The 12,730-nt window shown below is 42.8% G+C and carries 7 protein-coding genes; all 7 read right to left on the minus strand.

Going from position 1 to position 12,730, the window contains the following annotated elements; all coding sequences use genetic code 11:
* Nucleotides 1-2: 2 nt before the first annotated feature.
* The 7 genes from AB1A65_RS15030 to AB1A65_RS15060 all read right to left on the minus strand — a co-directional run bounded on the left by AB1A65_RS15030 (nucleotide 3) and on the right by AB1A65_RS15060 (nucleotide 12,728).
* Nucleotides 3-2,333: an alpha-L-arabinofuranosidase C-terminal domain-containing protein gene (locus tag AB1A65_RS15030; protein ID WP_366590740.1), complete on the minus strand. Its 2,331-nt coding sequence runs from the start codon at nucleotides 2,331-2,333 to the stop codon at nucleotides 3-5.
* Nucleotides 2,334-2,386: 53 nt separating this feature from the next.
* Nucleotides 2,387-5,443 carry a beta-L-arabinofuranosidase domain-containing protein gene (locus AB1A65_RS15035; protein WP_366590741.1) on the minus strand — a complete coding sequence of 1,019 codons (3,057 nt, stop codon included), beginning with the start codon at nucleotides 5,441-5,443 and terminating at the stop codon, nucleotides 2,387-2,389.
* Nucleotides 5,444-5,521: 78 nt separating this feature from the next.
* On the minus strand, nucleotides 5,522-7,771 hold the full coding sequence (locus tag AB1A65_RS15040) for a DPP IV N-terminal domain-containing protein (RefSeq protein ID WP_366590742.1): 2,250 nt from the start codon (nucleotides 7,769-7,771) through the stop codon (nucleotides 5,522-5,524).
* Nucleotides 7,772-7,958: 187 nt separating this feature from the next.
* The gene (locus AB1A65_RS15045) at nucleotides 7,959-9,203 is read right to left on the minus strand and encodes an FAD-dependent oxidoreductase (protein WP_366590743.1); all 1,245 of its coding nucleotides are present in this window, start codon (nucleotides 9,201-9,203) and stop codon (nucleotides 7,959-7,961) included.
* A gap of 15 nt (nucleotides 9,204-9,218) precedes the next feature.
* The gene (locus AB1A65_RS15050) at nucleotides 9,219-10,226 is read right to left on the minus strand and encodes a 4-hydroxyproline epimerase (RefSeq protein WP_366590744.1); all 1,008 of its coding nucleotides are present in this window, start codon (nucleotides 10,224-10,226) and stop codon (nucleotides 9,219-9,221) included.
* A gap of 54 nt (nucleotides 10,227-10,280) precedes the next feature.
* Nucleotides 10,281-11,804: an aldehyde dehydrogenase (NADP(+)) gene (locus AB1A65_RS15055; protein WP_366590746.1), complete on the minus strand. Its 1,524-nt coding sequence runs from the start codon at nucleotides 11,802-11,804 to the stop codon at nucleotides 10,281-10,283.
* Entirely contained in the window at nucleotides 11,805-12,728 is a 924-nt protein-coding gene (locus AB1A65_RS15060) for a dihydrodipicolinate synthase family protein (RefSeq protein WP_366590747.1), read from the minus strand.
* Nucleotides 12,729-12,730 lie beyond the last annotated feature (2 nt).

Raw genomic sequence — 12,730 nt, forward strand, 5'->3', positions numbered from 1 at the left:
TTTTATTTTAGTTTAAATGTGTAGATGTTGACACTTTCCTTAGGAACTATAAGGGAATGTCCATCCCATACTATGGTTTCTTCTTGAATTGTAATTCGATTTTTATCAGACTCGTCATTGAAAACCATATCGTCAGCCCCGGAAATAAAATATCGATTACCGCTTTCTGGGAGCTCAATGTCCTCAAAATTCAATACCAATGGATACTCTTGATGCGTAGCATTAATTACGGAAACCGTCACTACAGTGCCTTCCTCATCGGTAGTTACAGCAACATCCAAAGGCTCTGGCGCACCTTCAATGGCTACTGGTTGTGTTCCAAACTCCTTTCGGTAGAGCTTTAGAACAAGTCCGGTTCCCTCCAACCATGAATCCGTTTTGGTGGTTTTTATAGCCCCAATTACATTCACTGTTTGGGCGTAGTTGGCCATGTAGAACATATCCGATTGTCTGGAAAACTCATTGATTCCTGCCGCAATGCCCAATGCATCACGCAAAAAATACCGCGTTCCCAACAATCCGTACACATGTGGCCCATACCAGTAGTTCCATTCATCCAAAGCGATTTTCACTTTCTTTTCACCCACTTTTGGCATTTCTTCACGACATCTTCTGTGCTCATCGGCTATTTCACGAATGGCATCTGGAATCTGTTTTACGTGTGTAAGCAATCCCCCTGCATGCCAGTCCTGTCGGTAAAAGTGCTCGCTGATATAGGTCATGTTATCCAAGGTGTGCTCATACATCATATCATTCCATTCACCCGGAAAACCTACCGCAATCAAATCAATGCTCGGGTCCACGGCCCACATGGCTTCGGCCACTTTGTTGTGCTTTACCACATAATCTTCAACAGGCATGTGGCCCAATTGCCAATCCCCGAACATTTCATTACCTACGGCCCACAGCTTTACACCATAGGGTTCGGGATGTCCGTTTTCTGCTCTCCACTTCCCCATTTTGGTAAATCTATCACCATTAAAATATTCCACTTCATCCGCCGCCAACTCTGCGGTACCCAATCCGGTGTTTACGGCTACATTGGCCTCGGCACCCAGCAGTCGGCATAAATCCATAAATTCATGAACGCCAACATCGTTATATTCCAACCCGTTCCAGGCCCTTTCATATTTTGTGGGGCGACGGTCTGGGTCACCAATCCCATCTTTCCAATCGTATCCCGAAACAAAGTTTCCGCCAGGCCAACGATATATGGGAGAGTTCAGTTCTTTTAGAAGTGCCAGCACATCAGGACGGAATCCTTCCACGTTGTCTTCTGGCATTAAGGAAACTGCGGCAATTGTAACTGTTCCGCTTCCCACTATTTTAATTTCTAAACGGGCGTTGGATGAGTTTTCTTTGGAATCCAACACAAATGGTATTTTTAGATATCCACTTCTGGAAATATCAAGTGATTGCTCTGATGACCCATTTTCGGTAATAAGTCCAACGGAAGCACTCGAAATGATTCCTGAATGGCTCAACACCACTCTACCTTCATATTTTTTCCCTTTTGTGGTGGCCAGGCTGTCTTGGAAAAGAAGAATACCATCAGAATTCAAGGAAAATCTCGGTAAATCCAATTCGGCAAACGAATGGCTGGCATCTTTCTGAATGTTCAAAGTATCTACATTGGTTTTCCATGGTGATTTTTTTGTTCCCGGATGATAATAAAATTTACGGTCTTGGAGCATTTCGGCCCAAATACCACCATAAATTCCTTTGCCCATGTGTTCAATGAACTGCCCGTAGATATAAGGCGACATAGGTTCCTTTTTCTTAGAAAGGTCAATAGTAACCATGGGGTTTAGTTCCTTAGAATCCAATTCCTCGAGTTGGAAATTGTCAAAATAGACTTTCCCCTTGGCCAGTCCACGCTTTCCTAAGAGGCCTTCCAGCATAAAACTGTCTTCACCTTTAGAATTGAAAACCAACTCTACCAATGTCCAGTCATTATCTCCAACAAAAATAGTGTCCTGTCCAACTTCCATTCGCTCCAACCCAATGCCAGCACCAGCTCCATCACGGTCGCCCTCCACACCCTCAGTTTTAACATAACCTGTAACCTTATAGGTGGTGTAGGGTTTTATGTTGACTTTTTTGTACCATCTACTTCTTGAAAGCGTATCGGCTTCCAATACCAAGACTTCAGCATTGTGATTTTCGGATGGAACAGTCGCATAATTTTCCTGTCTGCTCCAGTGTTCCTTTTCCCAGCCATTGTCCAATACGGAAGCTCCCTTTTCTGCAGATAAGAGGCGTAAGTTGTTTTTATCTTTACAACTCAGTGTTATAGAAATCAGTACTACTAAAATGGGAGCTAAATACCGCATTGTCTTCGATTGGATTGGTTAATTAAATAATACATGGTTCATATATATTCCCCCTACTCTAAGGTTACATCCAAGTATACAGAATGACGCCCGTAGGTTTCATAAAAAGGCTTAAACTCAACACCGTCTATGGTGAATTCCAATTTTTTTGAATCTCCTTGAATGTTTTTCCCGATGTCCTCAGCGTCGAATGTGACTTTTCTCCAATCATCTCTTGGCTCCGGCTCTTGAGCAACCAACAACACAGGTCCGTAGAAAAGGCTGGCAATATTTTGCTGATCCATTACAGGGTCTAAATGAAATTCAAATGGCATTTGGATGTCTACCGTGTCACCATCTTTCCATTTGCGCGACAACGTAAGGTAGGTTCCCGGAGCAGCATTTACTTTTTGGGCTTTTCCATTGATTTGTACAAAGAAGCCTTTGGTTGCCCATTGTGGTACACGCACATTCAGGTCAAACTTTCCTTTGCCCCTAATAATCAATTGCGTATTGTCTTCTTTTGGAAATGCCGTTTTTTGCTCAACAGTAATATCTTTTTCGGTCCATTTCAATGTAGAAGGAATAAAAAGGTTTACATACAAAGCCTTTTCATCGTTACTTTTAAAATAGATTGAATTCTGAAGCTTGGTGCTACTTTCCAAAGCAGTTCCGTTACAGCAGGTAAAGCCCGTCATATTTGAATTGCCGAAACGTTTCACAGAGCCGGGACGCAATGGAACGTGATAGGTGTTCGCCGGACTATCCTCAGCAACAGATGCCAGAATGTGGTTGTACAATCCACGCTCATAATAATCCATCAACTCCGTGCGCTGATCGAACATGAACAGGTTTCTGGTCAATTTCAGCATGTTATAGGTAGCACAGGTCTCATTCTGTCCGCCTGCTGAGAATCCGTTTTCGTACAAAGTGGCAGGCTGACCGATGAAACATTCTGCGTTTGTAGGGTTACGGGCCCCTGCAACTCCTCCAATGCTATACATGTAATCGTTCTTGGCCTTGTACCAAAAGTTATCAGCCACATGATAGTATTCAGGTGCGTTGGAATCACGATAAATCTCTAAAGCCCCCATGATTTGCGGAATATGCTGGTTGGCATGAAGACCGCGGAAAGTATCCACGTTTTTTGCCAATCCATGGGAATGCCCAGCATCTCCAAAGAACATTTTAATATTATCAAACAATTGGGCCACTTCAAGATATTGGCGGTCGTTCGTCATTCTGTACAAACGGGCCATTGCCTCATTCATTCCGCCAAATTCGCCGGCAATGTATGTATTCCACATGCTAATCAGGGTATCAGTAGGGACTTGGCTCAATCGGGCATGCACCCAAGTTCCCATTCCTTTGGCAATATCCAGAGCTTTTTCGTTACCGCTTACGTCATAAATATCCATTAACCCGGCCAAAATTTTGTGCAAGGTGTAGTAGGGCGCCCATACTTGTGTGGGTTGTCCTCCGTAGGAGGCACCGTTTTCCAACATGATGAATTGATCGGGAGGATAAGCACTTATAAACCCTTCACCCCAGTTCCAGTAATCGGTTCGAATACCATCCTCACTCAGATTAGAATCATATCCCTCTTTACCAGGCCCGGGAGGAACAGCGGTTGGATCGGAAACATAGGGTCCACCAACTTCTCTTGGCTTTCCCGCCATTTGGGATAAATCATATAGTATATCTACCATATAATCCATTTTCTCCGCAAAATTGGACTGTAAATTTCTGTCATAATCTGTACTGGCATAGGCTTGGGCTATAGCTGTCAGATAATGTCCGGTTGCATGGCCACGCAATTTGGTTTCTTGACTGTCCCAACCACGAAGTGGTTCTGCACCAGCTGGTTGTTCTTGTCCAAATGCATTGCGGAACATATACAAAAACGAATCTGGGTCAGTTTTTGCTAGGGTATTAATGAACTTATCCCTGTTTTCAATAAATTTTGTTTGATGTCCATGACCGTCAGTGTTCAGGGAAACTTGATTAAGTTCAAAACCTTCCAAAGTTTGACTTGGGGTTGAAACTGTTGAAGCAGCTTTAACGATCACCGTTGCTTTCGGTTTTAGGTCTGATCCAGATATACTGCCAACAACGGTGTATTTGCCCGGCCGAAGTACTTGGGAGTTGTCAGTTGGGGCTGGCCAAAGTACACGTACATCCTTTGGACCTTTTACACCACTGCCATAAGTTCCCTTCACAAAACGGGGTAATCTTGGTAAAAATCCAACCACAGTTTCCACTTGAACATCCGAAACTCCGGTAAGATAATCGGCATAAAGCTGAGGAGTATCGGCATCAAATTGAGGAAGATTGACTTCTTCTTTGCTTTCATCGTCACCACCATTCCCTCTAAACGATCCCCTAAGAATTCGGGTGACCTGTCCTTCACTCAATGGGATTCTATAAATTCTAAAATCATGCAGTTTGGCTGAAAGGTAGGGATCATTGGCAACCAATGATTTTCCAATGTAGAGTTTATTATTTTCTCCTTTTTCAAAATCAAAAACCTGTTCCAAAATCAGTTCCACATCTTTGGCTTCACCTACCAACCTTCCATTGACATAGGTACTTACCATCTTAGAAGGAATATTAATAACCACCGCCAAATGGTTCCACCTACCGGTCTCCAAAGCCGAAGAACTTGTGTTATATGCATCTCCTCTGGCTGAAGAAAGCTCAACTTGAACACCTTTCTTGTCTTGGGTTCCAGTAGGGGCAATGGTAAAGTGGGAGTTGGCAGTTGTTCCAAAATCAAAAAGTCGTGCACCAGGTTGAGCCGATTCAATATGCACCCATCCTGTAATACTTATGGATTCTTCATTGGTCACCGCTTCACCGGGAATTGTAATGAACGCTTCTTTACCCTTCGGCAGGGAAAGTACTTTGCTAAAGTATTCGTCATCCACAAAAATGGGTTCTGAACCTTCCAGGGTAGCGTGCAAATTATTTCTTGACCAATCCTTCGTGTCACCATCAAAAACATACCTGGCAATCAATCCTGTTTCACCAATACCGTCCAATATCTGATCACCTTCCTGTGCCAACACGTTGGTTGTACCCAAAGTACAAAACGCCATTACAACACCAACGAACACCTTATTTAATCTCATACTCATTTCCTTTTTCTAGAATGTTTACAATAACTGACAACCAGTCACTTATATTTATATTTAGTTTAGTTAATCACTCTATTCGTAAACCTCTTCCCAAGCAGGTGGTTCAACACCCATTAAGTGCTTTACAAAAAAGTCTTTACGTTTACGTTCTCCAAAATCGCCACCAGATGAATGCCCCATGCCAGGGATGGTGACCAGTTCAAAGTTCTTATTGGCTTTTATAAGGGCATTGGCAAATTGCATGGTTGTGGAGGGATCCACATTGTCATCAACTTCACCTAAGATAAGCATTAAGTTACCCTGCATTTTGGCAGCATTCTCAATATTGGAGGAGGCAGCATAGTGAGGACCAATGGGGTAGCCCATAAATTGTTCATTCCACCAAATTTTATCCATTCGGTTATCGTGACATCCGCAGGAAGAAACCGCAACGTCATAAAAATCTGAATTGAACACCAGTGCAGCAGCGGAGTTCTGACCTCCTGCTGATGTACCATAGATGCCAACTTTATCAGCATTCATGTATGGATATTTCTTGGCAGCAGCCTTGATCCAAAGTTTTCTATCCGGAAATCCGCCGTCTTTCAGGTTCTGCCAACATACATCATGAAAGGCTTTTGACCTATTGGACGTTCCCATTCCATCAATTTGAACCACAATAAAGCCCAACTCGGCTATGGAAGACATGGACCAATAGTACGATCTAAAATCTTTGGGAACAAAAGAACTGTGGGGGCCTGCATAAATGTACTCAATGACCGGATATGTTTTAGTGGGGTCGAAAGACGTTGGCCGAACAATGACACCCCAAATATCGGTAACACCATCTCGACCTTTGGCCGTAAAAACTTCAGGGGCAATCCAACCTTCTTTTAAAAGCTCAGAGTGGTCCGCCTGTTGCAAGTCCATAACTTTTTTACTGTTCTTAGCTGATTTCAATACCGTAACAGGAGGCGTATCCACCTTAGAGTATTGGTCCACATAATAGGTATAGTCCTCTGAAAAGGTTACACTGTGGTTTCCATCCTCTTTGGTGAAACGGGTAAAGTTTTTTCCCTCAAAATCTACCTTGCAATAATGTAGGAAATAGGGATCTTGGTCCTTGTCCATGCCACTTGCGGTAAAATACACTTCACGGTTGCCCTCATCCACATGAATAACCTCGCGAACGACCCAATCGCCTTTGGTCAATTGCTTTTTTACCTGACCATTTCCATCATACAAATAGATGTGATTCCAACCATCGCGTTCAGAGGTCCAGATTATTTCTTTACCATCTTCTACATCGTAACGGTATTTTTTGCTGCTATAGTCGATAAAGGTGTCGCTGGTTTCGTTCACCAAGACCTTCACCTTCCCTGTTGAAGCATTCACCTCAATAATTTTATAGGCTTGATGTCCCCTTTGATTGTATTCAAACGTAAAAGCACGACTATCTTCCCGCCAATCGATGCGGTTTAGGCCAAATTGATGGCTAAACTCATCTGTGGGTACTTGAATATGCTTTTTGGAATCAACCAAAAACAATTGTGGACTTTTGAAGGGTAACTCATCACCTGGCTTTAAATAGTCCCTTGATTGTAATTTGGGTTGAAACTGATCTTCGGGGCTGGACTCCACGAAATATATCTTGCGATCATCCCCTGGACGCACTTTATACGCCATGATCTTTTTACTATCGGGTGACCATTTTATATAGGTTGAATAGAAAAAACCGGGAGCACCATCGTAGCTCAATCTATTTTCCTCCTCTGTGGCTCTATCTTTAATATAAAGATTGTCATTTTTAATAAAGGCCGTCATGGTGGAATCGGGAGAAACTACCGGCGGGTTACTTTTCTCATCAAATCTATTGCCCCAATACCTTCTATCTGAATCTCTTTTACCTCCTTCGGGGTCAATTATTGTTAAGGTGTTGGCTTGTAGGTTATGGGAAACCTTGGCTTCACCATATATAAAAGTAAGTTCAGAAAGGTCTTGATTGAACTCCAGTCTACTGATATCGATATCCTTTGAATCAACCTCTTCATTGAATTCTTTGGAAAGTAAAGAGGCCAAGGCATTATGATCAAAACATTCTTTTTGGGTTTTTTGTACGGGGTCAACCAGTAGATATTTTTTTCCATCGGTGGAATTGTTCACATACCACATCAAATTGGTATCCAACCAATGAAAAGAAGATGGGGAATTGAGCACTTTATTCCTAAAAAGGGAATCGATTATTATGGCTTTTTTATACTCCTTTAAAGTGCCTTGCGCGAACAAGGCTCCTGAAGTTACAAGTATAAAAAATACACTTATTTTTTGAAAAAAAAATCCCATGATTTAATTTTTGCTTAAAACTATAGATAATCTTCTATCCCCTCTCAGTCATTATTAACTAATCCTGATACTATATTGCCCTTAACACCTCGCTCAAGTCAAAAAAGAGTGTGTAAATTAGGAATTGGCCTGAAAGTTGGTGCCAAAACGATTTATCTATTGCACTAAAATTAACTTGGTGTAAAATCTATGAAAACCGTTCTGGGGACAGTGGTTTTAAATCCAATGATGGACGGATTTTGGAGATGCACTCCGTCACTAATTTTCCTGTAATTGGACCTAAACTCCAACCCATCATGGCATGACCCGCTGCAATGGTTAGATTATTATATTTTGAGGTCTTACCAATGTATGGAAGTCCATCCGGCGAAACCGGCCTTAATCCAGATGTAGCGCTATCTTTTTCCTCCTGATTGATTTCAAAATCTGAATAATAGCTTTTGACGGCATCAGCTAGTGCTTCAACCCGTTCTTTTCGCACAATATTGTTGTTTCCAGAAAATTCCATGGTCCCAGCAAAACGGGTAAAATCCTCCATTGGTGTTACAGCTACTTTAGCATCCACTAGAATTGCAGGCATGGTTATTCCAGTATTTCTTCGGACATCCATACTATATCCTTTTCCTCCCTGCACTGGAACGTACAGATTGAGGGATTTAGCCAATGCGTAAGTCCATGTACCACTCGCCAACACAAAATCGTCGGCGCCAAAGACGGCATCCTTGGTTTTTAGTGCAGTTATCTTTTTATCCTTTACCATAAATTCCTCCACAGCTTGATTGAATTCAAAGACGACACCTTGGGATTTTAACCAGGTTTTCATCTGTTCCATAAAGTAATTGGGAGTCATGTGGGCATCACATTTATAGTGGATCGCACCAATAACCTCATCAGAAAAAGCGGGTTGTATTTTACGGACTTCATCTTTGGATAGTGCCACAGCATCCAACCCCTCCTTCACCGCCATTTCAGCTACTTCCAATTCTTCCTCTTCACTTTTTGCGGTTCTGTAGGCCATCAAGAGTCCTTTTTTCTCGTATTGAAACGGAAAATCAACTTCAGAAAGCATTTCTTCATACAAATCGCTACTCTTTAAATTGAGCTCCTTGATGATAGGAATAGTACTTTTTACATGGGATTTTTTGGCTGATTTTTTGAACAACAACGTCCATTTAAAAAAATCAAGGTCCCATCTGGGTTTTATGTAGAATGGACTGGAACTATCCATCATCCACTTGATTCCTTGTGTAATAATTCCGGGAGCTGCCAGTGGGATAAAATGGCTCGGGGTAATGTATCCTGCATTTATAAACGAAGCCCCGGTGGATACATCAGATTTATCCAAAATGGTAACCTGATATCCTTCTTGCACCAAATAATAGGCACTGCAGAGTCCTGAAATACCTCCACCAACTATTACTACTCTTTTCATTTAAAACAACTGATTTTACAACACTTGGAACCCGTGGGCGTAAGGGTCATCATCGTCAATAATGATGTTATTGTAGCCTGTGACCTGTGCCCAACCTTGAATACTGGGAATTATCGCCTTTTTCTCACCCAAGGTAGTTTCTTCCACCACTCTACCAATGAATTTACTTCCGATAAAGCTCTCGTGGATGAAATCCTCACCCATTTTCAGTTTTCCTTTGGCATTCAGTTGCGCCATTCGGGCCGATGTACCCGTTCCACATGGGGAACGGTCTATGGCCTTATCTCCATAAAAAACCGCATTTCTTCCGGAAGATGTTGAATCCAAAGGGTCTCCCGTCCATAACATATGGCTTACATCTCTAATTGTGGAGTCCTCTGGGTGAATGAATGTGTCAGGATATTTTTCATTAATACGTTCTCTTACCACCTTAGAATATTGGACAATTTTGGCCGCTGTAAAATTGTGGACACCACTAAAATTCTTTTGCGGATCTACAATGGCATAGTAGTTGCCTCCGTAGGAGACATCGAAAGTAAGCTCTCCCAACTCTGGGCAATCCACAGTTAGGTTTTCTGCTGCGAGGTACGATTTTACATTGACCAACCGCACCCAATCCACCTTCTTGCCAGATTGTTGATACTCTATTTCTACCAATCCTGCTGGGGCTTCCATTCTAATTTTCCCCGGTGTCTTGGGTACGATCAATCCTTCTTCAATGGCAATGGTAATTGTGCCGATGGTCCCATGCCCGCACATGGGCAAACAACCAGAAGTTTCAATGAACAGAATGGCAAAATCGTTTTCGGGCTGATGGGGTGGAAATAGGATGCTTCCGCTCATCATATCATGACCCCTAGGCTCAAACATCAAGCCCTTACGAATCCAATCATATTCTTTGAGAAAGTGTTGTCTTTTCTCACTCATGTTCTTGCCCAAAAGGTTGGGACCACCACCTGCCACAACACGAACGGGATTACCGCAGGTGTGGGCATCAACACAAAAAAAAGTCTTTCTTGCCACGTGTTGTTTGTTAAAACCGTATTATGATTATATACGCAAAGTAAGTTAAAATGCCTATCCTTTTAAAGAATCTGGCAATAGTTCATTGGGAAACGATTGATAACTTATAGGACGCACCCACCTTTTGATGGCATGGGTGCCCACAGCGGTAAACCTTGAGTCCGAAGAAGCTGGATACGGGCCTCCATGATGCATGGAAGGACAAACTTCAACTCCCGTAGGCACTCCGTTGTACAAAATTCGACCTACTCTGTGCTGTAAGGCTTCCACGATTTCTGACAAGTCCAAACTATCATTTTTTTCTGCAATCAATGTTCCTGTAAGCTGACCTTGCAAACCTTCAATCACCGCAAGCAATTCGTTCTCATCTTGGCATTGCACCACCAAAGAAAAAGGTCCGAACACCTCGTGATGTAGTTTAGGGTTGGCCAAAAACTCGGTTCCCGACACGGTGGCTATGATAGATGCAGCGCAATTATCCTTCAAATCACCTTCTAGCTGAGCCACAACTTCCACTCCAGGCTGTGCCAAAATACCGGCCCCATTTTTATCGAATCCACTTTTAATATTGGGATGCAACATACATTGCGACTCAATAGCAATCACCTGTTTACCCAACTCCTCTACAAATGCTTTGGTATTTTCGTCCTTGATGGTCAACAATAAACCAGGGTTTGTGCAAAATTGTCCAGTTCCCAAGGTGATTGAACCTGCGTAGGTCTTGGCAATCTCATCAGACCTTTGAGCAATTGCGCTTGGCGTAATGACCACAGGGTTGATGCTTCCCATCTCTGCAAAAACAGGGATTGGTTCTTCGCGCTTCGCGGCCAAATTGAACAATGCTCTACCGCCATTGATACTTCCTGTGAAACCAACCGCTTTTGTTTTTGGGTGCTCCACAAGGGCAACACCTACATCGATTCCACCATTAACACAAGAAAACACCCCATTGGGCATACCTGTTTTCTCAGCGGCTTTGATAACGGCCGAGGCTACAAGTTCTGAGGTTCCGGCATGCATGGGGTGCGCTTTAACGATTACCGGGCATCCCGCTGCAAGTGCACTGGCCGTATCGCCTCCTGCGGTTGAGAATGCCAACGGAAAGTTACTGGCGCCAAATACGGCCACAGGTCCAAGGGGAATCAAGGTTTTTCTTAAATCTTCCTTTGGAAGCGGCTTTCGGTCTGGTTCTGCCTTGTCAAATGTATTTTCCCTCCAATCTTCATTGCTTACCAATTCAGCGAATGAGCGCAGTTGAAAAACGGTTCTGCCCCTTTCACCTACCGCCCTACCTTCAGGAAGACCGGATTCCATAGTGTAAGTCTCCACCAATTCTTGGTCCAAGGCAAGGATTTCATCGGCAATGGCATTTAAAAAAGCTGCTCTTTGCGTACCAGAAACTTTTCGGTACACACGAAACGCCTTCCACGCCAATTCTACTGCCTTTTCAACCTCCCCGATTGTGGCTTCTACAAAAGTTGTTGGGTTTTCAATATTCAAATGGGGGTTTATGGTTTTGAACCCATTACCCCCATTTCCGCTAATTATATTTCCTATATAGTTTTTCCCAGTAATCATTTAGGCTACGCTGCTGAGATTTTTATACTCTGGAAGTGCAGGTCTGCATTCCATTGCTTTATTTATTACTTCCAATACACGTGCTCTTTCAGCACCTTGCAAAGGCAATCTGGGAGCACGTACGTTTTCTGTACCGATTCCAGTGGCAACCTCTGCCAATTTTATGTTCTGGACCAATTGGGGGCTGATATCCAACTCCAACAAGGGCATGAACCATTTGTAAATTTCGAGCGCTTCGTTGATTTTTCCAGCTTTCACCAATTCATAGATAGCAACTGTTTCCGCAGGAAAAGCACACACCAAACCGGCCACCCATCCATCGGCTCCAATGACCAAGCTTTCCAAACCAAGGGTGTCCACCCCGGTAAATACTTTTACGCGGTCGCCAAATCTACTTTTAATACGAAGGACATTGGTAATGTCTCTTGTGGATTCCTTAACTGCTTCAATATTCTCACATTCCAACAAATCCTCCAACATGTCCAAGGTCACTTCAATCTTATAATCAATTGGATTGTTATAGATCATAATAGGCAAAGAGGTACTGTTGGCTATACTTTTAAAGTAGGTAACCGTCTCATAATCCGTTGCTTTGTATCGCATTGGGGGAAGAATCATCAAGCCCTGCGCTCCTACTTTTTCAGCATGTTGTGCCACGGCGATAGCTTCTTTGGTACTTTGCTCAGCAATATTGATAATAACAGGTATTTTTCCTTCCACTAGAGACAAAGAGGTTTTAATAAGGATTTCCTTTTCCTCCTGCTCGAGTGTACTCGCCTCACCCAATGTTCCTCCTAAAATGATCCCATGGACCCCAGCATCAATTTGTGCTTTAATATTTTTCTCAAACATTGCAAGGTCCAATTTATCCTCGCTGGTAAACTTTGTGGTTACAGCTGGCATTACGCCTTCCCAATTTATCATAA

This window comes from Allomuricauda sp. ANG21, from assembly GCF_040705235.1.
In the GTDB taxonomy this organism is placed as follows: Bacteria; Bacteroidota; Bacteroidia; order Flavobacteriales; family Flavobacteriaceae; genus Flagellimonas; species Flagellimonas marina.

Bases quoted from the DNA above. Each gene is read 5' to 3' on its own strand.
- AB1A65_RS15045 (WP_366590743.1), bottom strand. From the start codon at position 9,203: ATGAAAAGAGTAGTAATAGTTGGTGGAGGTATTTCAGGACTCTGCAGT.
- AB1A65_RS15030 (WP_366590740.1), bottom strand. From the start codon at position 2,333: ATGCGGTATTTAGCTCCCATTTTAGTAGTACTGATTTCTATAACACTG.
- AB1A65_RS15055 (WP_366590746.1), bottom strand. From the start codon at position 11,804: ATGATTACTGGGAAAAACTATATAGGAAATATAATTAGCGGAAATGGG.
- AB1A65_RS15040 (WP_366590742.1), bottom strand. From the start codon at position 7,771: ATGGGATTTTTTTTTCAAAAAATAAGTGTATTTTTTATACTTGTAACT.
- AB1A65_RS15035 (WP_366590741.1), bottom strand. From the start codon at position 5,443: ATGAGATTAAATAAGGTGTTCGTTGGTGTTGTAATGGCGTTTTGTACT.
- AB1A65_RS15060 (WP_366590747.1), bottom strand. From the start codon at position 12,728: ATGATAAATTGGGAAGGCGTAATGCCAGCTGTAACCACAAAGTTTACC.